The 25,040-nt window shown below is 64.5% G+C and carries 21 protein-coding genes; 13 read left to right on the top strand and 8 right to left on the bottom strand.

The genetic code is table 11. From position 1 onward, the window contains the following. Nucleotides 1-41 precede the first annotated feature (41 nt). A complete protein-coding gene (locus AT701_RS19915; RefSeq protein ID WP_011729448.1) occupies nt 42-1,673 on the top strand; it encodes an acyl-CoA synthetase in 1,632 nt (543 codons plus the stop codon). A 54-nt stretch (nt 1,674-1,727) separates the two neighbouring features. After that, nucleotides 1,728-3,101 (top strand): FAD-dependent oxidoreductase, encoded by a 1,374-nt coding sequence (locus AT701_RS19920; RefSeq protein WP_003895440.1) that lies wholly within the window; start codon nt 1,728-1,730, stop codon nt 3,099-3,101. Between the two features lie 19 nt (nt 3,102-3,120). On the opposite strand, the gene AT701_RS19925 is transcribed toward AT701_RS19920, so the two are convergent. Next, nucleotides 3,121-4,122 (bottom strand): Lrp/AsnC family transcriptional regulator, encoded by a 1,002-nt coding sequence (locus AT701_RS19925; protein ID WP_011729449.1) that lies wholly within the window; start codon nt 4,120-4,122, stop codon nt 3,121-3,123. Between the two features lie 108 nt (nt 4,123-4,230). Between AT701_RS19925 and AT701_RS19930 the strand changes: the two genes are divergently transcribed. The 3 genes from AT701_RS19930 to AT701_RS19940 are packed head-to-tail and all read left to right on the top strand — an operon-like array spanning nt 4,231 to nt 7,552. Then, the gene (locus AT701_RS19930; RefSeq protein WP_011729450.1) at nt 4,231-5,460 is read left to right on the top strand and encodes a M20 family metallopeptidase; all 1,230 of its coding nucleotides are present in this window, start codon (nt 4,231-4,233) and stop codon (nt 5,458-5,460) included. Continuing rightward, on the top strand, nt 5,460-6,737 hold the full coding sequence (locus AT701_RS19935) for an MFS transporter (protein ID WP_058126458.1): 1,278 nt from the start codon (nt 5,460-5,462) through the stop codon (nt 6,735-6,737). Before AT701_RS19930 ends, AT701_RS19935 begins: the two co-directional genes overlap by 1 nt. Continuing rightward, the gene (locus AT701_RS19940) at nt 6,734-7,552 is read left to right on the top strand and encodes a cyclase family protein (RefSeq protein ID WP_011729452.1); all 819 of its coding nucleotides are present in this window, start codon (nt 6,734-6,736) and stop codon (nt 7,550-7,552) included. The genes AT701_RS19935 and AT701_RS19940 overlap by 4 nt, the downstream gene beginning before the upstream one ends. Before the next feature lie 6 nt (nt 7,553-7,558). Here the strand turns inward: AT701_RS19940 and AT701_RS19945 are convergent, their stop codons facing one another. The 5 genes from AT701_RS19945 to hydA form a co-directional block, all read right to left on the bottom strand. Continuing rightward, nucleotides 7,559-8,935 (bottom strand): MFS transporter, encoded by a 1,377-nt coding sequence (locus tag AT701_RS19945; RefSeq protein ID WP_011729453.1) that lies wholly within the window; start codon nt 8,933-8,935, stop codon nt 7,559-7,561. A gap of 152 nt (nt 8,936-9,087) precedes the next feature. Then, entirely contained in the window at nt 9,088-9,843 is a 756-nt protein-coding gene (locus AT701_RS19950; protein ID WP_014877888.1) for a maleate cis-trans isomerase family protein, read from the bottom strand. Between the two features lie 16 nt (nt 9,844-9,859). Further along, nucleotides 9,860-10,618, bottom strand: coding sequence for an SDR family oxidoreductase (locus tag AT701_RS19955; RefSeq protein ID WP_233032018.1), 759 nt, complete (start codon nt 10,616-10,618; stop codon nt 9,860-9,862). Between the two features lie 86 nt (nt 10,619-10,704). Next, nucleotides 10,705-12,021 (bottom strand): M20 family metallo-hydrolase, encoded by a 1,317-nt coding sequence (locus AT701_RS19960; protein ID WP_011729456.1) that lies wholly within the window; start codon nt 12,019-12,021, stop codon nt 10,705-10,707. Nucleotides 12,022-12,065: 44 nt separating this feature from the next. Beyond that, nucleotides 12,066-13,484, bottom strand: coding sequence for a dihydropyrimidinase (gene hydA / locus AT701_RS19965; RefSeq protein WP_014877890.1), 1,419 nt, complete (start codon nt 13,482-13,484; stop codon nt 12,066-12,068). Nucleotides 13,485-13,692: 208 nt separating this feature from the next. On the opposite strand from hydA, the gene AT701_RS19970 reads away from it, so the two are divergent. Beyond that, nucleotides 13,693-14,838, top strand: coding sequence for an RsbRD N-terminal domain-containing protein (locus AT701_RS19970; protein WP_162184663.1), 1,146 nt, complete (start codon nt 13,693-13,695; stop codon nt 14,836-14,838). Nucleotides 14,839-15,073: 235 nt separating this feature from the next. Here AT701_RS19970 and AT701_RS19975 read toward each other — a convergent pair whose 3' ends face one another. Then, nucleotides 15,074-15,970, bottom strand: a complete 897-nt coding sequence (locus tag AT701_RS19975; RefSeq protein ID WP_228025608.1) for an AraC family transcriptional regulator — start codon at nt 15,968-15,970, stop codon at nt 15,074-15,076. Between the two features lie 228 nt (nt 15,971-16,198). Here AT701_RS19975 and AT701_RS19980 point away from each other — a divergent pair, with 228 nt between their 5' ends. The 7 genes from AT701_RS19980 (at nt 16,199) to AT701_RS20010 (ending at nt 23,482) form a co-directional block, all read left to right on the top strand. Continuing rightward, nucleotides 16,199-17,188, top strand: a complete 990-nt coding sequence (locus AT701_RS19980; protein WP_011729460.1) for a substrate-binding domain-containing protein — start codon at nt 16,199-16,201, stop codon at nt 17,186-17,188. A 108-nt stretch (nt 17,189-17,296) separates the two neighbouring features. Next, complete coding sequence (locus tag AT701_RS19985; RefSeq protein WP_223495672.1) at nt 17,297-18,760, top strand: sugar ABC transporter ATP-binding protein; 1,464 nt, start codon at nt 17,297-17,299, stop codon at nt 18,758-18,760. A 22-nt stretch (nt 18,761-18,782) separates the two neighbouring features. After that, nucleotides 18,783-19,787, top strand: a complete 1,005-nt coding sequence (locus AT701_RS19990; RefSeq protein WP_058126459.1) for an ABC transporter permease — start codon at nt 18,783-18,785, stop codon at nt 19,785-19,787. Nucleotides 19,788-19,831: 44 nt separating this feature from the next. After that, nucleotides 19,832-20,914, top strand: a complete 1,083-nt coding sequence (locus AT701_RS19995; RefSeq protein WP_058126460.1) for a zinc-dependent alcohol dehydrogenase family protein — start codon at nt 19,832-19,834, stop codon at nt 20,912-20,914. Further along, nucleotides 20,911-21,864 carry a DUF4380 domain-containing protein gene (locus AT701_RS20000; protein WP_058127678.1) on the top strand — a complete coding sequence of 318 codons (954 nt, stop codon included), beginning with the start codon at nt 20,911-20,913 and terminating at the stop codon, nt 21,862-21,864. Before AT701_RS19995 ends, AT701_RS20000 begins: the two co-directional genes overlap by 4 nt. Next, nucleotides 21,864-22,610, top strand: a complete 747-nt coding sequence (locus AT701_RS20005; protein ID WP_014877896.1) for an SDR family NAD(P)-dependent oxidoreductase — start codon at nt 21,864-21,866, stop codon at nt 22,608-22,610. Before AT701_RS20000 ends, AT701_RS20005 begins: the two co-directional genes overlap by 1 nt. Further along, on the top strand, nt 22,607-23,482 hold the full coding sequence (locus tag AT701_RS20010) for an SMP-30/gluconolactonase/LRE family protein (protein WP_058126461.1): 876 nt from the start codon (nt 22,607-22,609) through the stop codon (nt 23,480-23,482). The genes AT701_RS20005 and AT701_RS20010 overlap by 4 nt, the downstream gene beginning before the upstream one ends. A 62-nt stretch (nt 23,483-23,544) precedes the next feature. On the opposite strand, the gene AT701_RS20015 is transcribed toward AT701_RS20010, so the two are convergent. Then, on the bottom strand, nt 23,545-25,023 hold the full coding sequence (locus AT701_RS20015) for a PucR family transcriptional regulator (RefSeq protein WP_058126462.1): 1,479 nt from the start codon (nt 25,021-25,023) through the stop codon (nt 23,545-23,547). Nucleotides 25,024-25,040: the final 17 nt, after the last annotated feature.

Consider the following 25,040-nt stretch of genomic DNA (forward strand, 5'->3'; position numbering starts at 1 on the left):
CACCTCATTGACCGGAGCACCACCACCGCAAGGAGCATCGTATGATCCCCGATCCAGAGTCACGCGTATACGAGCTGCTGCGTCAGTACGACGAACCGACCGCGTGCGCAGCAACCCTCATATGTGATCGGCATCCCGATGATGATGTCGCATTCACCGTTGTCGAACCTGATTTGTCAGCAGCCGATCTCACGTACGGTCAACTACGAGAACAGTCCACAAAGTTCGCAGCGGCACTGTCGGAACTCGGCATCGGGCCAGGCGACCACGTCGCAACGTTGATGGGTAAGTCGGCCGAGCTCGTGGTGGCGCTCCTCGGTATCTGGCGTCGCGGTGCGATCCACGTCCCGTTGTTCACTGCCTTCGCCCCGCCTGCAATCACCCATAGGCTTCGCGCCAGCGATGCCAGGCTGGTGATCTGCGACGCCGACCAGCTCCACAAGATCACACACGACGACAGCGCGCCCTCGCCTGCGCCGTGGCGCGTCGTGGTTGCGGGACCGTCCACCACCGACGACGTCCTAGAACTGGCCGGGCTCATCAGGAGGCACGACGGGGTGAGCACTGCAGAGATGACCGCCGTCACCGGCGGATCCGGGACGTTGGTGGAACTGTTCACCAGCGGAACCACCGGATCTCCGAAAGGGGTTGCGGTCCCACTGCGAGCGCTCGCGTCGTTCCACGCATACCAGGAGTTCGGCCTCGACGTCCGCCGAGAGGACGTCTTCTGGAACGCCGCCGACCCAGGATGGGCCTACGGGCTTTACTACGCGATTCTCAGCCCACTCGCCACCGGAACCCGCAGCATCCTGCTCCACGCCGGATTCTCACCGCCTCTGGTATGGCGGGTGATGGAACGCTTTGGGGTCACCAACTTCACCGCGGCACCCACCGTCTATCGGAGCCTGCTGACCGATCCAACCTCGGTCCCACCGACGGTACGGCTGCGGCGAGCCTCGTCGGCAGGTGAACCGCTGACCCCTGATGTCATCTCATGGTCGCGTGCCAATCTCGGCGTCCTTGTCCGAGATCACTACGGGCAGACAGAACATGGGATGTTCATTGCGAACGCCTGGGCCGACGGCCTCCGAGACGAGGTGCACGAAGGGTCGATGGGTGCCGTACTGCCGGGCTGGCGATGCAACGTGCTCGATCTCAACACGGTGACCGCAGCGCCATCACGAAGGATGGGTCGAGTTGCAATCGACGCCCACAACAGCCCGCTGATGTGGTTCAACGGCTACACGAACGCCCCAGACAAGACTGCGGAGCGCTTCACGCCGGATGGGCATTGGTATCTGACCGGAGACATCGGGCATGTCGACGATGAAGGAAAATTCCACTTCTGCGGTCGCGACGACGATGTGATCATCATGGCCGGCTACCGGATCGGGCCATTCGATGTGGAGAGCGTTCTCGTCATGCATCCAAGTGTCATCGAGGCTGCGGTTGTCGCCCGACCCGATCACCTTCGCGGCGAGGTGCTCGAAGCCTTTGTCGTGCTCCGCGAGGGCACCGAGGGATCCGAAGACCTCGAAAAGGAGCTGCAGACCTTGGTGAAGAAGAAGTACGCGGCCCACGCCTATCCCCGCACCGTCCATTTCGTCACAGAGCTACCGAAGACCTCCAGCGGCAAGGTCCAACGCCACCTCCTCCGCCGAGGCATGTTGTGACTGGGCACCCAACCAGATTGACCAATCATCCAGCAACGAAAGGTGTTGTCCTCCATGAGCTCGAACGCCCACAACGTCGCTCCTGCCTGGGCTCTGTCGGCGATCTATCCTCTGCAAAACGACCTTCCTGTCCTCGCCGAAACCGACGTGCTCGTCGTCGGCGCGGGAGCTTCCGGCGTCGCTGCGGCGACGACCGCCGCCGAGGCCGGAAAAAGCGTCCTGATCGTCGAGAAATACGGTTTCGCAGGCGGGGCGGCAGTTGCCGGTATGTCCGGGACGATCTGCGGCATGTACTACGCCACGGCACGTCCTCGACAGCCCGAGCAGGTGGTGTACGGGTTCACCGAGCGGTTCCGGTCCGCCCTAGCAGCGCGCGGCGGACTGACCGAACCTCAGCTGTATGGCAAGACTTTCACCTGTGCGCACGATCCGCACATGTGGGCCGAGGTGGCTGATGAGTTCCTCGAGAATGCGGGAGTACGGATCCTTTTCCATACCGCGGTCACCGGCGTCGTCATGGACGGTGACCGGTACGCCGGTGTCGTACTCGAATCAAACGCCGGCCGCAGCGTTGTTCTCGCCCAACGTACGATCGACGCGTCCGGAGATGCCGCAGTTGTCAGTCGAGCCAACGGCGCCTACTACTTCGGCGCAGACGGACGCATTCAGAACCCGACGATGTTCTTCAGGCTCGCAGACGTCGACATCGACGAGTTCGACGAGTATTACGGCCAGGACACGATCTGCCCGCCGAAGCTGACCGACATGATCGAGCAAGAACGCAAGGCAGGTGCGAATCTTCCTCGCAGCCGGATCTGGGTCTTCCGCACTCCTCGCCGGAATGAGTTGATGGTCAACGCTACCCGGGTCGCGGGCAGGGATGGTCGCGCACTCAATGTGATCGACCCCGAGGACTTCACCGAAGGCGAGGTTGTCGGTCGGCGTCAGGCCCGCGAATACGCCGATTTCTTCCGGAAACACGTCCCAGGCTGTGCGTCGAGCTACCTGGAAGACACAGGCACCGAGGTCGGCGTCAGGCAGACCCGCAGCATCGTCGGACACGAAACGCTCCGCAACGATGATGTACTCCAGGGGCGTAAGCGTGACGACGGTATCTGCCGGGTCCCGTGGCCCATCGAACTGCACGACAGCAAGGGCTCTAACCTGCACTGGCTTCTCGACGATTACTACGAGGTTCCCTATCTGTCCCTGGTTCCGGTGGCCGGCGAGAACATCATCGTCGCCGGCCGGTGCCTGAGTGCCGAACATGAAGCACTCGCGTCGGCCCGGGTCACGGCTCAGTGCTTCGAGTACGGACACGCGGCCGGAGTGGCCTCCGTTCTGTCGCTCGACGAGAATCTGCCGTACGCCAAGATCGACGGGCGGGCAGTCCGAAATGCCATGGCCGCCAACGGGAGCGCTCTCTAGACCGCGAAATCGACTGTGGTCACACGGGAGTGACCACGACTCCGGTGGCCCTACCCGTCGGGTCGAGCATCCAGCCCATGCGCTTGCGGGTACGCAGGTTGACGCCGCTGTCGCGGATCGACAGCCACGGCAACCGCTCGCCTATCCGGCGTTCCAAACGGGTGATGTCGGCCAGCGAACTCGTCCACACCGTGAACGCGATCGTGGCGTCCCCGGTGATCGAGGCGCACATCCGCAGTTCCGACAGCGTCGACAACGCGGCCACCGTGCGTTCCTGATCGGCGGGCGACACCGACACCAGCCACGTACTGCTGATCGGATGACCCGAAACCAATTGCGCCACCTCGCACCGGAACGCCACCGTCCCGGACGCCAGCAGCCGGGCAAGCTGGCGTCGCACGGTCGCCGGATTTCGCCCCGTCACCCGCGCGCAATCCGCGGCGCTCGCTCGCCCGTCGGCGGCGAGAACCTCACGTAGCGGACCGTCGTCCTCGGGTGGACGCACGCTGCGCGACGGGCGCATCGCCGCGGCTGCGGCCTCGAACGCCGACTCCTGCCGGCGGTCCAGCGCGCCGAGCCGCCAGTCACCGCCGTGCCGATGCAACGTGGTGATCAATGAGGTGCGCTGCGTCTGTACTCCGGGTTGTGAACTCAGGTCGTCGAGCACGAATTCGGTCAGCCCCTCGAGGTCGCGAGTGAGAGCGGTGACGAGCAGATCACGTCCGCGCGTGGACTCCTCGACCGTGACCGCCCTGCGGTCGGCGCAGATCGCGGTGACCACGTCGGCGCGGGCCCCGGGCACGCAGTCGACCTCGATGAGCGCCATGACGGGCGCCGGATTGCCACCCCGGTGCGCGGTGATCCAGGCCAGGCCCTCCCGACGCAGGCGTGCCCAGCGAGCAGCGAGCGTGGCTGGGGTCGTGCGCAGTATCCGCGCCGCGTCCGCCCAGCTGATTCGCGGCGCGATCTGCAGACCGTGCAACAACTCCAGATCCGATTCGGTCACCACTTCGGAATGCACGAGAACGCTCCTCAAACAGATTTCTATGCACGAATCACGGCAATTTTCGCTCGCATCACGTGGTGACCACAAACTACCCGCACTGTCCGCCAGTGAGAGGAAGCAAGAATGTCGCTGGTCACGCAGGCTCGGGAAATGGCCGACGACCTCGTCCACCTCCGCCGCGCCCTGCATCAGGAACCCGAGGTCGGCCTGAACCTGCCGCGCACGCAGGAGCGGGTGCTGGCGGCGCTCGAAGGCCTGCCGCTGGAGATCACGACCGGGACGAACTGCACGTCGGTGACCGCCGTGTTGCGCGGGCACGGAGACGGTGTGGTGCTTCTACGCGCGGATATGGACGCCCTGCCCGTTCAGGAACACACCGGTCTCGACTACACCTCCCGGATCGACGGGGCGATGCACGGGTGCGGCCACGACCTGCACACCGCCATGCTCGTGGGCGCGGCGCACCTACTCGCCGCCCAGCGCGAAAAGCTCCACGGGGACGTGGTGTTCATGTTCCAGCCGGGCGAAGAAGGCTGGGAAGGCGCCCGGACGATGATCGACGAGGGTGTGCTGGATGCGGCCGGACGCCGCCCGGACGCCGCCTACGCGCTGCACGTGTTCTCCACCCTCGGCCCGGCAGGCACCTTCTTCAGCCGCCCTGGTGTCGCGCTCGCGGCGTCGGCGACCTTGCGGGTGACCGTCCGCGGCGAGGGCGGCCACGGTTCGACACCGCATCTGGCCAAGGATCCTGTTCCCGTCCTCGCCGAGATGGTGACCGCGCTGCAGACTGCCGTCACCCGACAGTTCGATGTGTTCGACCCCGTCGTGCTGACGATCGGCGTTCTACGGGCGGGTACGCGCAGCAACATCATTCCCGCGACAGCCACGTTCGAGGCCACCATCCGCACGTTCTCGGTCGAATCGTCGAGGCGGATCCGCGACATCGCCCTGCGGTTGGTCTCCGGGATCGCCGACGCCCACGGCGTCGACGTCGACGCCGACTACGCCGAGGGACGCCCGCCCACCGTGAACGACCCCGATGAGACGGCGCTCGCCCGCGAGGTGATCATCGAGACCCTCGGTGAGAACCGATATGCCCCGCTGGCCAACCCCTTCACCGGTGCGGAGGACTTCGCACGGGTACTCGACGAGGTGCCCGGATGCTTCGTTGCACTCGGCGCGCTCCCGCCGGGCGCCGACCCCGACAAGGCGGCCTACAACCACAGTCCCCAGGCGGTGTTCGACGACTCGGTCCTGCCCGACGGCGCAGCACTTTACGCCGAACTCGCCCATCGCAGGCTCAACGTCAACTCGGGGGCCACATCCGGGGCCACGACCCAGAAAGGCCGCTGATGCACCAGACGATTCAACCCCGCACGACGTCACCGACCCGGCGTACGCCGCAACTGATCGGCACCGCGTTGGGCCACGCACTGGAGTGGTACGACTGGGGCATTTACGCGATCTTCGTGCCGTTCTTCGCCACCCAGTTCTTCGATGACAGCAACCAGTTGTCGGCGGTGTTGTCGAGCCTCGCGGTGTTCGCGGTCGGGTTCGTCGCACGCCCGGTCGGTGGATTCGTGTTCGGTTGGCTGGCCGATCGTGCCGGACGACGCACGGCGATGATGGCGACCGTGGTGACGATCGCCGCGGCGAGCTTCGCCATCGGCGTCGCACCGACATACGCCGAGATCGGCGCGTGGGCATCGCTGATCCTGCTGCTGGCCCGCATCGTTCAGGGTCTCGCCTGCGGCGGCGAACTGCCCTCGGCCCAGACCTACCTGTCAGAGATCGCCCCCGCGAATCGGCGCGGTGTCTGGTCGAGCATCATCTACATCTCCAGCGTCTTCGGCAACACAGTGGGTGTACTGCTCGGCCTGGTGCTGACGCTCACCCTGTCCGAGGCCGACATGCACGCCTACGGCTGGCGGATCCCGTTCCTCCTGGGCGGCGTGTTCGGTCTCGTGGCCATCTACATGCGACGAAAAATGCCCGAGACCGAGGCCTTCACCCAGGCGGATCGCCGACGCCCTCGACTGTGGCCCGAACTCGTCCGCCACCGCGGGCAGGCGCTGCGCGTCATCGGCCTGTCCGTCGGGTTCACGGTGTTCTACTACTCGTGGGTGGTGGCCGCACCCGCCTACGCGATCAGCTCGCTGCACGTGTCGTCGGCCGGGGCGCTGTGGGCCGGCGTGACGTCGAGCATCCTCCTGATGGCGTTGATGCCGTTGTGGGGCAGACTGTCTGATCGCATCGGTCGCAAACCCGTCCTGCTCATCTCGACGGTCGGTGGTGCGGCGACGCTCTTTCCGGTGCAGTTCCTGGTGCGCGACAGCGCCTGGCAACTGTTCGCGGGTATGACGATCGCCGCAGTGTTCATCTCCGCCGGGGTGTCCATCCTGCCCGCGGTGTACGCCGAGATGTTCCCCACCGGAATCCGTGCGCTCGGTCTGGCAGTGCCGTACTCCGTGGCCGTAGCGGTATTCGGCGGGACGGCCCCGTACCTGCAGACGTGGATCGGCGCGAACCTGGGACCGCTCTTCTACACCGGATACTGCGTGTTGCTGCTGCTGGCCTCCACACTGGTGATCATCAGGATGCCGGAGACCCGCGGAAAGGACCTGACGTGAATGCTTCCCTGCTCGACGCCCTTGCCGCCGCGCGGCCACGAATCATCGACCTCGCGCAACCTCTGCAGGAGGGAATGCCCTGCTCCCCCACACATCCCGGGTTCCGCATGGCGCTCAGCCGCAGGCACGGCGACGTCGCGCGTCCGGACGGGATGACGGGTTCACACGAAATGCTCGTCCTCGGCGGACACGTCGGCACCCACATGGACGCACTCGCCCACGTCGCGGTCGACGGCTACTTCCACGGCGGCACACCGGTCACCGTGACCGACGGACGCTATGCCAGTCACGGGATCGACGAGGTTCCACCGCTGGTATGCCGGGGTGTGCTCGTCGACGTGCCAAAACTGCGCGGTGTGGACCGCCTGCCTCCGGGCGAACCGGTCACCGCGGCAGATCTGCGTGACGCCGACATCCGCCACGGCGATGTCGTGCTCATCCGGACCGGGTGGGCGCAACTGTGGCACAACCCGGACGCCTACATCGGCACCGACAGCGGCGTGCCCGGTCTCACCACCGACGGTGCGCGACACCTTGTCGCAGCCGGTGCCCGCGTCGTCGGGGCCGACACCCTCGCACTTGAGCACATTCCCCCTGGAGCCGGCTTCGCCAACCTGCCTGTACATCGGATTCTCCTGCAGGACAGTGGGATGAACATCATCGAGGCAATGAACCTCGAAGCGCTGGCACACACCGGTGCGCGGGAGTTCGTGTTCGTCGGCGCTCCCCTGCCGGTCGTCGGGGCGACCGGCGCACCGATCCGACCGCTCGCGCTGGTGGAAGAGCAGCACGTTGGTAGCGGTGGACAGACATGAGGGGCCCTACACCGTCTTCGTCACAGGCTCGCTGGGTTCCGGCGCGGAATCTGATGCGCGTTCAACGTTGTCGAGATCGCGCTCTGAGGTTTCCGGAGCGAGGTATGCGGCGATGACCGTCAGCACGCTTGCCAACGAGATGTACATCGCGACAGCAGTCACCGAACCGGTGGTGTCCAGGAGGGTTGATGCGATCATGGGGGCAAAGCCGCCGCCGACGACTCCGATGAGCATGTAGCCCAACGACACTCCGGTGTAACGGAAGCGGGTGTCGAACAGTTCGGCGATGAACGCCGCGAGCACACCGTACATCGCACCCTGGAACACCATGGCCACGGATACCGCCAGAACCATCAGAGCGAAGTTTCCGGTTCCCATCAACGGATACACCGCAAACGCCCACACTGCCATCCCCACACCGCCCACAAGGAATGGGACACGGCGCCCGAGCCGGTCACTGAGTCGTCCGAAGCAGAGAATTGACAGCAACTGGACAACCGCACCGACCGATATCGCGTTCAGTACGGCAGACCTGGAGATGTCGGTGTGCTGAGTCACGTACGACAGTGAGAACACATTGATCACGAAATACGCGACCTGTTGGCCAAGTCCGAGAAGCACCACGAGCAGAATCATTTTGGGCGCGTATCGCAGCACCTGCAAGATGGGGGCCTTGGCCTCCTGAGTTCCGTGCCGGCGGCTCCGGGTGAATACAGATGACTCCATGATCTTCACCCGAATCAACAGGCCCACCAACACCAGGGGTGCACTGAGCAAGAATGGAACTCGCCAACCCCATGCCAAGAACTGTTCTTCGGTCATGAGAGCGCTCACCGCTGACAGGGTGGCAGTCGACAGCAGGAATCCGATCGGCGAGGCCGATTGTGTCCAACTACCAGCAGAACCTCGCGTGTGTTCAGCTCCGTCCTGTTCGACCACCATCAATACGGCGCCGCCCCATTCACCGCCGATGCCTATGCCTTGAATCAGCCGGCACAACACCAACAGGATGGGCGCGAGAATACCGATCGTGCTGTAGGTGGGCAGAAGCCCGATTGCCACTGTCGCCGCGCCCATCAGCAAGATGGTCGTGACAAGCGCCGCCTTGCGTCCCACTCGGTCACCGATGTGACCGAAGATGATGCCGCCGACCGGCCGGGCGAAGAACCCCACACCAAATGTTGCCAGTGCCAATAACGTACCCACCGCCGGCGCCATGTCCGGAAAGAACAATTTGCCGAACACCAGCGCGGCTACGGATCCGTAGATGTTGAAGTCGTACCACTCGATCGTGGTACCGACCATGCTCGCGATGACCGTGCGCCGACGGCCCGATCCTCGGGCGGAGGTGTCAGTCGGTGCATCAGGAACTGAAGGGCTCATGTTGTCCTCGATAGTTGTTCGTAATGCCGGAAATCACGGGGTCGCAATATGGCACCGCCCCATGGTCTGAGTGTCACGAGAACGGTCTCGTGAGGTGTGTGCGTGCGTATTCGTCACCGCCACTGATGCGCAGATCTTTCTGGCGCTCCGAATCACGTCCTTGCTAGCGTCTCGCCGGCCAGACCTGCACCATGAGACAGTCGAGATCCCCAGCGCGCGTCCAAGGGGGCTGCCCCCACCATCGCCAGGCACACCGCGAGTGTGACCGCGACTGAATCCAGCACGGGGACACCGAGTTCGGCTTCGAGCGCCTCGACCGCGTCGGCGCCACGCAGATTGGTGCAGACGTACGCAATCGCGTCAGGGGCGGCTGCGGCGACGTGGCGAGTGGGGCTGCCCAACTCGTGCGGTTGTATTCGGGCGATGTCGGTCGTCTCGGTGAGGCCGAAGCCCTGCGTTGAGATAACCGTCACGCCTTCTGCACGGTAGGACTCACCGATCCTGGCATTCATGTAGTCGGGGTATGGCGTGACAATGCCGAGCCGGTGGACACCAAGGGCGCCGAACACCGCCATGAACGCCAGGGTGCTGGTGACGGCCCGCACTCCTGTCGCCCGAGAGATCGCATCAGTGATCGCGCGGTCGTGAGAGGTGCCCAACCAGGACCCGGCCGTGCCGTTCCAGGCGATCAGGTCGACGTCGGCGGTGGCGAGCAGAGTAGCGGCCGCCTGCATTGCCCCAGTGTCGAACTGGGCGTCTGACGTATCGTCGAGACCGACCCGTGTTACCGGCGTACGAGTGAAGTGGACGGTCACGTCGCACCGATTGTCGAGCATCCGGTAGGTCAGAGGCTCCAGGCACGTGTTCGAGGACGGCACGATCATCCCGATGCGCGCCGTCTTCCTCACGTTCGGGTCCGAATCATCAGACCGCACGGGTGATGCCGCCGTCATTGGTGATCGTGGTGCCGTTGAGGTATGCCGCCCGCGGCGATGCCAGAAACGCGATCGAGTAGGCGATGTCGCGGGCGCTGGGGATGTACGGCAAAGGGAGGCCGGCCAGGAACCGTTCCTCGGCCTCCTCCGGAGTGCAGTTCCAGTCCCGGGCGTTTGCGGCGAACTGTTTGACCAGGCGAGCTGTCCGGACCGGTCCCGGGCACACCGTGTTGATGATGACTCCTTGGGCCCCGACCTGCAGTGACAGGGACTTGCTGAAATTCAGGATCGCCGCGTTCGCGGCGGCTCCCGGCATGTGGTATTCCAGCGCCTGCTTACCGGAGTTGCCCGCAACGTTGACGATTCGTCCACTACCTGTCTTCAACAGATGTGGCAGAGCCGCGCGAGTCATCCGAATGAACCCGAACAGCTTGAGATTGATGTCTGCCACCCACTGCTCATCGGTGATGTCACCAAAGCCGCCGAAGGATGATGCGCCGGCATTGTTGATCAGGATGTCCAGGCCGCCGAGTTCATCGACGGCGTCGTTCACCACCGCATCGAACACCGATTTGTCGCTGAGGTCGGCGGCAAGCGGTACGGCCTTGACGCCTGTCTTGGACGCGATAGAGTCGCAACCCTCTTTGAGCACATTCGCGCGGCGGGCCACCAAGGCCACATCGACGCCCTCTTCTGCGAGTAGTTCGGCCGCAGCGAGGCCGATGCCATCGCTGGCACCCGAGATCAACGCCCGCTTGCCCTTCAAACCCAGGTCCACGGCTTCTCCCTACCTATCGAGTGTCGTATCTAATTGGGAAACTGCGAATTTCGTTATCACGGATGACCAGCACCGGCCGCATCAAGCGAACCATCAAGCATGCGCGCCACGACCTCGGTGAGTAGATCCACCCCGCTGCAGAGGTCTTCGTCGGAGGTGTACTCGGCCTCGGCGTGAGAAATTCCTTCCACGCTGGGAACGAACAGCATCACCGACGGGACGATCTCCTTCATGTTGGTCGAGTCGTGGCCGGCCCTGGTCTGCACCAACATGCTGCTGATTCCGAGGTCGTTGGCGGCGTCACGGGCCAACTCCACTCCTTGAGGCTGGTAATGGTGGCCGGGCCACACATGAGCCTTGCGGTGTTCGACCTTGACTCCGGCGCGGATCTCGGCCTCTGCGATGCGCCTTCGCAATGCCGCATCGGCTGCCGCCAGCAGTTCATCGTTGTCCGAACGTAAGTCGAGGTGCATGTGTACTTCACGTGGCACGACGACGGGCGAGTTCGGCAATACCGTCAACTGCCCGCAACTGGTGTGCAACTCTTCGCCGAACTCATCGGCGATGTCACGCAACGCCACCACGATCAGGGCCGCGCCCAACAGCGCATCCTGACGGTCTTCGATGGCGGTTGCACCGGTATGCCCCTGGATGCCGACGACGTTCAATTCGTACTTGTTCGCTGCCCAGGTGCGGTCCACCAACCCGATGGTCACGTTGTTCTTCTCCAACTCGCGACCCTGTTCGATGTGAATCTCGGCGTACGCTGCCAACTGCCGCGGCCCGGTGGAGGAGAACACTTCTCGATCACCGATGCCGTTGATCGCCGCGAGCGCGTCACGGACGGATACGCCGTCGTCGTCAGTGGTGTTGAGTGCCTCTTCGAGATCGAGAGTTCCGGTGAATACCGCGCTGCCCATCATCGACGGCTTGAATCGTGAGCCCTCTTCATTGAACCAATCGACGACCGCGACGTTGTACCGCGGCGTGAAGCCGGACCGGGTGACGTATCGACGGGTCCGGTCAGCGGCGACGGCACCGGCCAGTACTCCGTACGCTCCATCGAACCGGCCACCGCGCGGTTGGCTGTCGAGATGCGAACCCACAAGAACATATGGGGCGCCCGGATTGAATTCCAACAACCCGAAGAGGTTTCCGATCGGGTCGACTTCAACCGAAAATCCTCGGGTGCGCAACCAACGAGACAACCAATCCCGCATCTGACCGTCCTCGGCGGTGCCCGCCTGACGCTCGACACCTCCTGCCGGCGTCGCTCCGATGGCCTCCAGTTCGGCCCAGGAGTCAAGGAACTCGCGATCGCGGCCGGTGTCGAGCGGGATTCGCAGGTTGGTTGCGTTGACGGGCACAGTCATCACTTGTCTCCTGGTCTCGATGAAAGATTGGTTTTCTGAACGGTTCAGATCAGGTATTGCGACAGCCCGCGTTTGAGGAAGACGCCGTGACCCTTGCGGCCCAGGTATCGTCCGCGGTCGACAACGATCGTGCCTCGCGACAAAACCGTCTGCACACAGCCCTCGACTTCGAAGCCCTCCCATGTGGAGTGGTCGACGTTCGAATGGTGGTTCTTCTCGAATCCGATCGACGTACGTCCGTCAGGGTCGTAGATCACCACGTCGGCGTCCGCTCCCGGTGAGACGATGCCCTTTCGGGGGTAGAGTCCGAACATGCGGGCGGGGGTCGTCGCACACACGTCAACCCACCGCTGAAGACTCAACTTGCCGTTGACGACACCCTGGTACATCAGATCGATTCGGTGCTCGACCCCTGACATCCCGTTCGGAATCTTGGAGAAGTCACCGAGTCCCATCTCTTTCTGCCCTTTGAAGCAGAACGGGCAATGGTCGGTCGACACTGTCGCGACATCTCCGGTCCGGATGTAGCGCCACAGCTCCTCTTGATGCCCCTCCTCGTGGGAGCGCAGCGGTGTGGAGCACACCCACTTGGCGCCTTCGAATCCCGGTGCCGCCAGTTGCTCTTCCAGGGACAGGTACAGGTACTGGGGACATGTCTCGGCGAAAACATTGGCGCCGCTACCACGCGCGCCGGCGATTTGCTCCATCGCCTGCTTGGCTGAGACGTGAACCACGTACAACGGCGCCCCGGTGATCTTTGCCAGCATGATGGCGCGGTGTGTGGCTTCCTCTTCCAACTCCCAAGGCCGCGATACCCCGTGATAGTAGGGCGATGTCTCACCCCGTTCGATGTGCTGGGCGACCAGTTGATCGATGGCAATACCATTCTCTGCGTGCATCATTGTTAACGCGCCGTTACCGGCACATTGCTGCATGGCACGCAAGATCTGGCCGTCGTCGGAGTAGTACACCCCCGGATACGCCATGAAGAGTTTGAAACTCGTCACACCTTCAGCGACCAGTTCATCCATCGCCTTGAGGGCGTCTGTATCGACACCGCCCAGGATCTGGTGAAAGCCGTAGTCGACAGCGCAGTTTCCCCGCGCCTTCGCGTGCCAGGCCGCCAGGGTGTCCTGCACCCTCTCCCCCTGCCGCTGGATCGCAAAATCGATGATCGTGGTGGTGCCCCCGAATGCCGCAGCGCGAGTGCCTGTCTCGAACGTGTCAGACGCGACAGTGCCCCCAAAAGGCATCTCCATGTGCGTATGGGCATCGACTCCGCCGGGAATGACGTACTTACCCTTCGCCTCGAGCACGTGGTCGAAAGTCCGGTCGGGATCGTCGAAGGGCGCCAGTTCGGGATCGACGAGAGCAGCTATGCGCTCACCGTCGATGAGCACGTCGAGGTCCTGGCAACCGGTGGGTGAAACGACGGTGCCGCCGCGGATGTACGTCGTGGCCATGGGAACAGATCGTATGGCTGCCAACGTCACCATGCCCATGTTCACGGTGCAACGCGTTCTGTCACACACGTTGTGCACGAGCACATCTCATGCGGGGTGCCGCCGAGCGATTCGCCGCGCCGATTGGGCACCGCGTCAACTCCGCAGCGAGTATCGCCGGATCTGGTCACCCGTCGTTACGCCGAAAAGTGCAGTACCCTCCCCTGTCATGCGCAGTTTGGCCTGTAGTCGCGCCGATACCAAGGTCCGTTGGCGGGCGTTGCTGCAGAATCTCGGCGACATGCTCGACGATCTCGCCGACGATTACCTGATGCGAGTGGACAGCGGCGCTCGGTTCTATGACAACGTGCCCTCTGAGGAAGATCTGCGCGACGCTGCCCGGCTTGCGTTCCGCTATTTGCTCGACACCCTCCTGGAACGGCCGATGAGTCGCAGGCTCATCGAGTTTCCCGCCGCGGTCGGCTCTTTGCGCGCGACACAAGGCATAGCGCTGGAAAATCTCACCGCAGCCGTTCGCACCGACTTCCTGGTCGCCTGGTCTGCACTCCTACGCCTCGCCGGTGAAGACGACATGGCCATCTTGGCGTTGCACGTCGACGTGCTCTGGAAAACGGTCGACGACTTCACGATTCAGGTGCAGCGAGGGTACCTGGACCAGCGACTGGCGATGGCACGCACAAGCGCTCTGGAACAGCAACACACCCTTTCGGACCTGTTTTGCCGTGAACCCGCACCGACCACAGTCCGGCGTGCCGCCCAGATCCTGGGACTCGAAGAGACAGCGACCTATTGGATCATCGGCACACCCAGCGAGGAGGCTGGGCGTTCGGTGGCAAGGCGTCTGCTCAACAAGCACCTCACCCCCTTCGAGTACATCGACCGCGGGATAGCACTCATCTTGGTGGCAGCCGATGGCCGCTGGGCCGACGACGAGGCAGTGGTGGCGGATGTGATGAGCGGCCTCGACGGCGCCGTAGCACCCCGATCGGTACCGCTGGCCGACGTGCATCGGGCCGCCGCGACAGTCCGCATGTTGGTTGACCTGGGCAAGAGCGGCGCGACCACACTGCTCCGTTCGTGGGTCCACCTGTCGATGGCCCAGTTGTCGGAGGTGATCGATGATCTGCGGGGCTACGTGCTGGATCCCCTGAGGAAGGTACACGATCGGGAACTGATCGTGGAGACCATCCAGACGTTCGCCGACAACGGATCGGTGGCCGATACGGCATCGGTGCTCTACTGCCACCGCAACACGGTCATGAACCGGATTCGACGCTTCGAGGAAGCCACCGGCATCAGCCTGCGAAGCCCGCGTTCTCTTGCGATGGTGCAATTGTGTCTACTGCCTGCCTGATCAGTTGACCTGGTGGGTTCTGCGCATTGTCCGAGAGTCGTCGTGACAGGTGGACCGAAGAGTCGCGGTGGCATCAGAGTGTCAGGACGAGTTTGCCCCGGGAGGTGCCCGACTTCCATGAGTCGATGCGCATCCGAAACACGTTCGAACAGAGAGGTTTCCTGCACATGGAAGTCCTCGCTGCGCTGGACCGCGACCAGCCTCGCCCCGTGGACGTCATCCGACTACTCACCGGTCAGTTTTGGTGTCGCTGCCGATACGCCGACGGGGATTGGCCGTGAACCTTCGCGAATTGACGTGAGAAGTACAGCGGATCGTTGAAGCCCGCGGCGCGAGCGACCGCCGCGATGGTGAGAGTGGTGGTGTCGAGGAGTTCGCGAGCGCGCGACATGCGCAGCTGCTGTTGAAACTCCAAGGGTCCGATACCTGTCCGCTGGCGAAACAACGCGTTGAGGTGTGAGGTACTGAGGCCGACGATGGCCGCCAACGCCGCGACATCGGTGCGTCGCGGACTTGTTGAGCGCAGATGCTCCAAGGCCCTGTCCACAGGGTCTGCCTCACCTGTTGAACGCTGGCGGCCGGTGGCGGCGATGACGGTCAAGGCGTGCCAGGCGGCGCCGGCTGCGCCGATGAGACCGGCGGTGGTGCTGGCGTCCGCGAGCATGTCGATCACCTGCGAGATCAGGCTCGTCGCCGGTGCCGGATCGACGAGGTGAACCACCGGGCTGACTGGTGACACCCTGGCCGCGGCGATCAATTCTGCACTGTCGGAGCCCGTGACGTGCATCCACCACAAGGTCCACGGGTCTGACTCGGCTGCGCCGTACATGTGCGCCCGCCCTTTCGGTAGCAGTACCGCGTCGCCTACGCCGACGTCGAACGCCCCCTCCTCGGTGCGGCACCACCCGGCACCGGCTGTACACACCATGACCACGTGCTCGGTGGCCCCGCGAGACCGGGATCGCCCGTGACGGGTGGCCCGCGGAAAGAACCCGGCGTCGGTGACGAGCAGCCTGCGGGTGACCGGCGCACCCAGCGCGTGGTCCACGACCGGACGCGGTACCGCGAGCATCCGCTGCCCGACGAAGCCGTCAGCGATCCATGCTGCCGTTGATTCGTCCATAGAGCTCATAGCTATGACTATGCTCTACAGCACAAATGAGGGATACCTTTCGACTCGTGTTCATCGAAAACGTGCTATCCGCTCCTGAGCGGCTCACGTGGTCGGCAAACTCTTCGAGATGTTTTGCCGGTGACCCGCATTCGTAACCGATGCCCGCGGGCATCGTTGATTTCTGTTGTTACGCAGAGGGTTTTGCGGATGTCGGGAGGAAGCCGACACAGGAGAATCGAGGTTGACATGCCGAGATCGCTGCGGCGGAGGGCGGTCCGGTTTGCGACGCTGATGCTGGTCGCGGCACTGGCCGTATCCGGTTGCTCACGCATCGGCGAGAACGGTCGCATCGCAGTGGTGTACCTGAACGCCGAGGGTTTCTATGCGGGGGTCAAGGTCGGGGTGAAGAAGGCCTTCGCCGACGCCGGCGACGCTCCCCAGCTGATCGAGACCAACGCGCGGTCCGATCCATCGCAGGAGAGCGCCTTCATCGATACGGTGAGCTCGGTGCAGGTCGACGCGCTGATCTTGTCGCCGACATCTGCCGACGCCTCGGTGCCGGCTGTCCGGCTTGCCCATGACAGTGGGATCCCGGTGATCTGCTACAACACGTGCGTCACCGAGTCTGATGCCCGCAAGTACGTCGACTCCTGGATTCTCGGCTCCCCGCAGGAGTTCGGGCGTATCGGTGGTGAGCAGATGGGCAACTACTTCATCGAGAACGGCATCACCCACCCCAAGGTTGCAGTGATCAACTGCGAGCAGTTCGAGGTGTGCATTCAGCGTCGACAGGGATTCGAGCAAGCTCTGACGAGTTTGGTGCCCGCCGCCGAGATCGTCGCCAATCAGCAGGGGTTGCTCGTGGACGAGGCCGTCGAGGCCTCCGAGCGGATCCTCACAGCCCACCCCGACCTGGACGCGTTCTACGGTGAAGCCGGATCCATGACGGTGGGTGCGGTACGTGCCGTGCAGGCCAGAAGGCTCACCGGCCGGGTCGTGGTCTTCGGCGGCGACATGTCCACGCAGATCGCTCAGATGCTGCAGGAGGGGTCGGTTCTCCGAGGCGTCGCCGACATCTCCGGCATCACCGTCGGTGAAATGGCAGCCGACGCGGCGCTGCGCCTCCTCAGAGGGCAGCGGTCTGAGAACCTCATCGTCGACGCTCCCGTCGATGCGTACGAGGGACCTGATGCGGGCACCCGTTGGCTGCGGGAACATCCCGACGGAATCCCATGACCTGGCCCGGATCCACTCCTGTGCAGCCAGATTCACCCTCGACCGATGAAAGGGCATCGAATGTCCGCGAGCCGTTCTCTGGCAGCACCGCTGTTGAAAGTCGATGCCGTGACCAAGCGGTACATCGGCGTCACCGCCCTCACTGACGCCAGCCTTGCGGTGGGCGCCGGAGAGGTGCGTGCGCTCCTGGGCCGCAACGGTGCCGGGAAATCCACCCTTATCCGAATCCTGTCCGGCGTCGAGCAGGCCGACACGGGGACAGTGTCCATCGACGGCACGATTCTCGACGGTGGCGGGGTACGTCGTGCGAATGAACTGGGAGTTCAGACCGTACATCAGGAACTCAGCCTGGTGCCGGACATGACGGTCGCCGAGAACATGTTCGTCGGTGCGTGGCCGCGCAGCGGGGGCAAGATCGACTACGACGCGATGCGAGCCGAAGCATCCACGGTCATCGACCGCCTCGGTCTGGATATCGACCCTGATTCCCCCGTTGCGGCGTTGTCGCTGGCGACCCGCCAACTCGTCGAGATCTGCCGCGCGGTCCGCCGGCAACCGCGCGTGTTGATCCTCGACGAACCCACCAGCGCGCTGGCCGCGACGGAGGTGTCCATCGTGCTCGACACCGTGACCCGCATCGCCCAGACCGGTGTCGCCGTGATCTACGTCAGTCATCGCCTCGATGAAATACGCCGCATCGCCTCCAGCGCAACAATCCTGCGGGACGGTCGAGTCGTCGACACCGTCGAGATGGACACCACGGGTACCGATGCGATGATCGCCATGATGGTAGGCCCTGACCACCAAGCCCAGGAGCGGCCACCGCTGCGGGCCGTCGACCGCACCCGCACGCCGCTGCTGTCGGTACGCGACCTGCGCTTACCACCCAAGATCGAGAAGGTCTCCTTCGATCTGTTCGCCGGTGAAGTGCTCGGCATTGCCGGTCTCATGGGATCGGGGCGTACCGAGGTACTCCGCGCCGTCGCCGGCTTCGACACCCCGGTGTCCGGCGAGATGACGCTCGATGGAAAGCCGATGCCGTGGAACGCACCTGCGGTGATGAAACGCAATGGCGTCGGGCTCACGCCCGAGGACCGCAAGCACGACGCGATCGTGCCGTTGCTCGGTGTCGACGAGAACATGGTGCTGTCGGACTACACCAGGGTTCGCCACCACGGACCAATCTCGTTGCGTCGTATGCGCACAGCCGCCCAGTCGTTGATCGATCGGCTGCGCATCGAGACCGCCTCGCCGGTGACACCGATCGTCAACCTGTCCGGAGGCAACCAACAGAAGGCGATCATCGGACGCTGGCTACACGCCGACGCCTCGATCCTGCTGCTGGACGAACCCACCCGCGGGGTGGATGTGGCGGCGAAAGCCGGCATCTACGACCTGGTGCGCGCGTTGGCGGATGCGGGCAAGGCAGTCATCTTCGTGTCCGGTGAGCTGGAGGAGCTACCGCTGGTGTGCGACCGAGTCATCACTGTCCAGGGCGGTCGGGTGACCGCCGAGTTCATCGGCGTCGACGTCACCGTCGACGCCGTCCTGTCCGCCGCGATGGCGGCGTGAAACCCACAGGGAGACAGACGATATGAGCACATTACGGTCAGACGCCCACCCTGACGCCACACCGCGGGCCGCATCGCCGAGGTCGTACCGACTCAATGAGATCGGACTTCTGGTCGCGATCGTCGCGTTGTACATCGCGCTGAGCGCCTCAGCAGCCGGCTTCCTGACTGCCGGCAACCAGTTGGGCATCCTGCGCGACGCGGCAACGATCGGTATCGCCGCGTGGGGTGTCACGCTCGTGATCATCGCCGGGGACATCGACATCAGTATCGGTCCCGCAGTGGCGTTCTCATCGGTACTGGTCGCCAAGGGAAGTGCCCAATGGGGACTCGGTATCGGCGGGGCCATCGTGTTGACCTTGGTCCTCGGCACGCTATGGGGTGCGGTGGCCGGTTATCTACGCGCCCGGTTCAATGTCCCCTCGTTCATCACCACGCTCGGCTTGTGGAGCATCCTCGGTGGCCTTGCCCTGTACATGACTGACGCGTTGCCGGTGGTGCTCCCGGCCAGCAGCATGATGGAGGTTCTCGGCGGCGACATTCTGGGTGTGCCCACGTCAGCGATCATCATGCTCGTCCTCTTCGCGGTTTTCGCATACGTTGCGAAGTTCACGGCCTACGGCCGATCGGTTTATGCCATCGGCGGCAACGCCGCGGCGGCGATGCTTGCAGGCATCAACCTCACCCGCACCCGCGTGATCCTGTTCGCCACCACCGGACTGCTCTCGGCAGTCACCGGCATCCTGGTTGCGGCGCGTCTCGGATCCGGCAACGGCGGCGCCGCGGGCGGACTCGAGTTCGATGTGATCGCGGCCGTGGTCATCGGCGGCACCTTGCTCGCCGGCGGCCGGGGCAGCCTGGTCGGCACCCTTCTCGGGGTCGTGTTCATCACGGTCATCGCCAACGGACTGGTGTTACTCGGCATCGACTCCTTCCTGCAGGAGGTTGTGCGCGGCGTCATCATCGTCGGCGCAGTGCTGATCAACGTGATCATCGGTCGACGCCGGAATGCCACTCGCACCACCTGATTCCCCCGACTGACGTGACCACCGACCCGCAGACAGGAAATACCATGAATCACACCACCATTCCCTCCACGATGGACGGTGTATACCTGCCCGGTGACTCCACCGCAGTACTGAAGCAATTCGACGTCCGCCCACCCGGGCCAGGGCAAGTGCTCCTCGAGATGGGCGCATCCGGCATCTGTGGCAGCGACATCGGATACATCTACCGCGGGTACAAGGGTTACCGCGGGATCGACGGACCCGCCTACCGAGGTGTGGTCGCAGGCCACGAGCCTGCCGGGCGCATTGTCGCCACAGGAGAAGGAGTCACACGCTTCGGCGTGGGCGATCGGGTGCTGCTGTACCACATCGTGGGCTGCGGGCTGTGCGACAACTGCCGCCGCGGCTTCTACATCAGCTGCAGTGGAGACCGGGCATCCTACGGGTGGCAGCGCGACGGCGGCCACGCCCGCTATGTGCTGGCCGAGGAACGTACCTGCATCCCCCTGCCCGACGAATTGTCGTTCGTCGACGGCGCCCTGATCGCATGCGGGTTCGCCACCGCCTACGAAGGGCTGCGCCGCGCCGGCGTCAGCGGCGACCACGATCTGTTGGTGGTCGGTCTCGGCCCCGTCGGCCTGGCGGCCGGAATGATCGGCCGGGGCATGGGCGCTGCGACGGTGATCGGCGTCGAGCCCTCCACCACACGCCGCGAATGGGCTGACAGCCTGGGAATTTTCGACGCCACCATCCCCGCGGGCCCCGACGCTCTGGACACGATCACAGAACTGACCCGCGGCGCCGGCGCCAGTGTCACCATCGACTGCTCGGGAAGCCGCGCGGGGCGTTCGCTGGCACTGGAAGCCGCTGCCGAATGGGGCAACATCTCTCTGGTCGGCGAGGGCAACGATCTTCATACGGAAGTGTCGGACACCCTGCTGCACAAGCAGTTGACCATTCACGCCTCCTGGGTCACCTCTCTGCCCACCATGAGTGAGCTGGCCACCAATCTCGTGCGGTGGAACCTGAAGCCGGAAACCGTCGTCAGCGATATCTTCCCGCTGTCGCAGGCCGCACGCGCCTACGAGTTGGCGGCAGGCACCAGCCGCGGCAAGGTGTGCCTGGTCCCGGATGGGAACGCCGCGTGACGGTCTCCATCCCGCAGTCGTGGGTGACCCACGGCCATCACGATGTGTACTGGATCCGAACCGGCTCCCTCACTTTGGGTGTGGTGCCGGCGCTCGGCGGGCGGCTGCTCAGCCTGCGACTCGGTGAGCGAGAACTGCTGTGGCGCAACCCCGCACTGCTGGGCGAAGATCTGCAGCCAGTGGGCGGACACATTCCGGCACCGGTCAGCGGGCGCCTGGGCGACTGGTGCAATTACGGCGGGGACAAGACCTGGCCTGCCCCGCAGGGCTGGTCGTCACCGCAACAGTGGGCGGGGCCACCCGATCCCGTCCTCGACTCCGGCCACTACGCAGTCGATGTCTGCAGATGGGAGGCCACAACCGAACTCGCAGTCACCAGTCCGCCCGATCCGCGTACGGGATTACAGATAACCCGGACATTCACCGTCAACACCGACAGTGAATTCGTCATCCACCTGTCCGCGACCAATGTCACCGATCACGAGGTGACCTGGGCGCTGTGGAATGTGACCCAGCTGCCCGGCGGCGGAACCGTCGAAGTCGATGTGGAACATCGATTCACAGAACCCATCGAGATCCTGGCCGGCACCGGTGTGCCGACCTGGCGCCGCAGCGGTCCGGACACCATCACCATCGACCCACAAGATGTCGTCGGCAAGCTGGGGTTCCCCTACGCCACCGGCAGGCTGCGATATCTACACCAAAATGTCACGCTCGCATGGGATTTCCCTGTCGATGAAGATGCGCCCTACCCGGATGAGGGTGCCCGGGCCGAGCTGTGGATGGAGCATCCGCAACCGGCGCCGCTGGCCAGTCTCGACGGGCTCGATCCCCCCGACCGCATCGTCGAGTGTGAAGTTCTTTCCGCGTCGCACACCTTGGCTCCGGGCAGTTCGATGACTTTTCCCGTGAAGCTCAGCGTCCACACCTCCCCTGGCGGTGGGCGGTGATGACACAAGGGCGTGCACGGGTCGCGGTGGTCACCGGCGCCGCTCGCGGCATCGGGGAGGCCACTGCACGACAGCTCCACGCCGACGGATTTGCGGTGGCTCTGATGGACCTCGCGCCCGAGGTCGGCGACCTGGCCCGCGAACTGTCAGGCGGTACAGGGAATGCGATCGGTATCCGCGGTGACGTCGCCGACCCGCGAGCATGGGCCGATGCCGCATCGGCGGCGCGGACCTTGGGGAGTGTCAGCGTGCTCGTCTCCAACGCGATGACCGTCGACATCGCCTCCCTCGACGAGACATCCACGGCCAGCTGGCACCGCCAGCTCGACGTGATGCTCACCGGCACATTCCACGGCGTCAAGACGTTCCTGCCCGACCTGCGCGCCGCACGCGGCTCGATCGTGCTGGTGTCTTCGGTGCACGCCATGTTCGGCCTGCCCGGCCGACCGGCATACGCTGCCGCCAAGGCTGGCCTCACCGGTCTCGGCCGTCAACTCGCCGCCGAGTACGGCCCGCAACTGCGGGTCAACACAGTGTTGCCTGGCCCCATCTTGACCGCATCGTGGGACGGTATCGGAGAGCAGGACCGGCGCACCAGCGCGGCGGCCACGGCGCTGGGCCGGCTCGGCACTCCCCGGGAAGTCGCCTCCGTGATCTCATTCCTGGCGTCCGAGGCAAGCTCGTACATCACGGGTGCCAGCATTCCGGTGGACGGAGGCTGGAGCGTCACAAAGGATTCCTCATGACACCTGCACTGACATCCGCATGGCAACCGATCGGTCCGGCCTTGGAACTGGGCGAAGGGGCACGCCTCGTCGATGGCCAGCTGCTGCACGTCGACCTGCTGAAAGGACGTCTGTTCAGCAGGGATGTGTGCACCGGTGACGTACACCGGCTCGCCGCATTGGATATTCCGCTGGGCGCCGTCGCTCCGGTGGACGGGCGCGCAGGTGAGTTCATCGCGACGCTGGGTACCGGAATCGGTTTCCTGGCAAAGGGATCCGTCATGCGCGAAGGGCCGAGTTTCGGTGTTGACGCCACTCGTGTACGAGTGAACGACGGTGCGTGTGATCCCGGTGGAAGATTCTGGGCAGGCGTGATGGCCTACGAACCCTCACCCGAGGCCGGCGCGCTGTTCCGCATCGACCGCGACGGCACGATCACCCGTGTCGTCGACGGATTGGCCGTGCCCAATGGCCCAGCTTTCAGTGCATCGGGAACGGTCATGTATCTGGCCGACAGCGCCGCGGGGCAAATCTACCGGTTCGATGTCGACGAGGCTGGGCACCTCACCGGGCGTGAGGTTTTCGCCACGGTGGACGGATCACCCGACGGAATGACCGTCGATGCCGAGTCACATCTCTGGACCGCGATCTGGGGAGCAGGTGAAGTGCACCGCTACGCACCCACCGGCGACCTCGTGGAGGTCATCCCGGTTCCCGCGCAGCAGCCGACGAGCGTCGCGATCGGCGAGGGGAAGGTGTTTGTCACCTCTGCGACCCACGGGCTGAACCAACCGGGGCCCGACGACGGACGGACATTCGCCGCCGACTGTGCCGTTGAGGGTCTGCCCACCTCCGCTTTCAAGCCTGTGACCGGCGGATCGTCCCACGGATGATGAGGCGCCGAACGAGTGCGCCTGCGGGGCCGAGATCCGTTGTCGACCAGTCATTCCAGGCGCTACTCGCCCTCGGGATTGCTGTCGAGTGAGAACATCGCCAACGCGGTGAAGATGTTCATCCTCTTGGCGGGATCGTTGAGGAACTGCCCGGTGATGGACTCGATGCGGTTGATGCGCGCGCGCAACGTGTTCGGATGGATGAACAACTTTCGGGCCGACTCGGTGATGTTGCAGTCGGTCGCACGCAGCGTGCGCAGGATCCGGCGTTGGTCGAGAGCGTCAGGGGTGTCGTCGGCGACCGATCCGAGCGTTTCGGTGACGAAACCGCGCCGGGCGTGTTCGGGCAGCTGGTAAAGGAGGCCGAGGATGCCGAGATCGCGATAGCGTGTCACGCGGTTGACGCCGCCCACACGTCGCCCGACGGCGACCGCCCGCTGGGCCTGTCGGAAAGCACCCGGATAACTGCGGGGTGCGGTCACCTCGTCGCTCGCTCCGATGACCAATGGTGTGCGCACCGCCCGATACAGGCCACGCGACATGATGTCCAACCCGACCGCCGCGTTCACCATCATCACCACCGCACCCTCGTGCACGATCGTGATCGCGTCACGGTCGGTGCGCCTCGCCAACGGCTCAAGATCGCTTCGCAGTTGCTGTATGCCCGCCATGGTCACGGCAACACCGAACGGCTCGATCACCAGGCACACCAACGGATGCCGGGGAAACATCGACAGTCGGCGGGATCTGCGTAGGGTGGCTTCGCGCGCCACCAGGTCCTCACCGAGGATGGTCTTGAGATTGCGGGCTGCCTCGGCCGTGGTCTCGTCGTGTTCGGTGTCGCGCAACCGCAGGTGCAGGCGCATCACCGGAATCAGCAGCTCGACGAGTTCGGTCTCTTCCGGGGTCAGCGCGCTGTCCCGGCGTATCTCGAGCCATGCCGAGCGTCCCCCACTGACGACAGGAAACCCCGCGGTGCCCGCTCCGTTCGTCGGACGATCGAGCAGTCGTACCGTCGCATCGAGCGCGCCGCCCAGTTCGTCGAGCAGACGGCTGAGGTCGTCCGCCGCGCCCAGCAGATCGGCCGGCACCGTGAAGCCCTTACGGGCAGCGCGGGTGGTGTGAGCCATCTGCATGAGCTTGTCGATCTGCGCTCGAACGTCATCAACCGGTGCGGCCTCCATCACCCACAACAGCGCCACGCCGTGGCGACGGGCGTGCGCAACCACCGGCCGGGGCGGGTTGACCGGCCGTGATGGGGTGATGACCACCGCGGCGGGGCGTTTGGCCAGCAACGGCTCAAGCGTCGTGAGCAGGTTCGGTAGCGGGCCGTTCGGGCGATGTGGCGCCCAGTCGAGGACCACCAGCGCGCCGTCGAGCGACGCTGCGTCGGAGGCGCGTTCGGCGTCCATCACGGATTGGACGGCCACGGTCGGATCGTACGGCGGTGCCGCGATCTGCGCTCCGATGGCCGCACCGATTTCGGCAAGCGTGGGACCCACACTTCCCACACCGTGTTCGGGTGCACCTGTGTGCTGCACTTGAGGCAGAGTAACGG

Origin of the sequence: Mycolicibacterium smegmatis (assembly GCF_001457595.1) — a bacterium.
Taxonomy (GTDB): domain Bacteria; phylum Actinomycetota; class Actinomycetes; order Mycobacteriales; family Mycobacteriaceae; genus Mycobacterium; species Mycobacterium smegmatis.

Bases quoted from the DNA above. Each gene is read 5' to 3' on its own strand.
- AT701_RS19915 (WP_011729448.1), top strand. From the start codon at position 42: ATGATCCCCGATCCAGAGTCACGCGTATACGAGCTGCTGCGTCAGTAC.
- AT701_RS19920 (WP_003895440.1), top strand. From the start codon at position 1,728: ATGAGCTCGAACGCCCACAACGTCGCTCCTGCCTGGGCTCTGTCGGCG.
- AT701_RS19930 (WP_011729450.1), top strand. From the start codon at position 4,231: ATGTCGCTGGTCACGCAGGCTCGGGAAATGGCCGACGACCTCGTCCAC.
- AT701_RS19935 (WP_058126458.1), top strand. From the start codon at position 5,460: ATGCACCAGACGATTCAACCCCGCACGACGTCACCGACCCGGCGTACG.
- AT701_RS19945 (WP_011729453.1), bottom strand. From the start codon at position 8,935: ATGAGCCCTTCAGTTCCTGATGCACCGACTGACACCTCCGCCCGAGGA.
- AT701_RS19960 (WP_011729456.1), bottom strand. From the start codon at position 12,021: ATGACTGTGCCCGTCAACGCAACCAACCTGCGAATCCCGCTCGACACC.
- hydA (WP_014877890.1), bottom strand. From the start codon at position 13,484: ATGGCCACGACGTACATCCGCGGCGGCACCGTCGTTTCACCCACCGGT.
- AT701_RS19970 (WP_162184663.1), top strand. From the start codon at position 13,693: ATGCGCAGTTTGGCCTGTAGTCGCGCCGATACCAAGGTCCGTTGGCGG.
- AT701_RS19975 (WP_228025608.1), bottom strand. From the start codon at position 15,970: ATGAGCTCTATGGACGAATCAACGGCAGCATGGATCGCTGACGGCTTC.
- AT701_RS19980 (WP_011729460.1), top strand. From the start codon at position 16,199: ATGCCGAGATCGCTGCGGCGGAGGGCGGTCCGGTTTGCGACGCTGATG.
- AT701_RS19990 (WP_058126459.1), top strand. From the start codon at position 18,783: ATGAGCACATTACGGTCAGACGCCCACCCTGACGCCACACCGCGGGCC.
- AT701_RS19995 (WP_058126460.1), top strand. From the start codon at position 19,832: ATGAATCACACCACCATTCCCTCCACGATGGACGGTGTATACCTGCCC.
- AT701_RS20005 (WP_014877896.1), top strand. From the start codon at position 21,864: ATGACACAAGGGCGTGCACGGGTCGCGGTGGTCACCGGCGCCGCTCGC.
- AT701_RS20010 (WP_058126461.1), top strand. From the start codon at position 22,607: ATGACACCTGCACTGACATCCGCATGGCAACCGATCGGTCCGGCCTTG.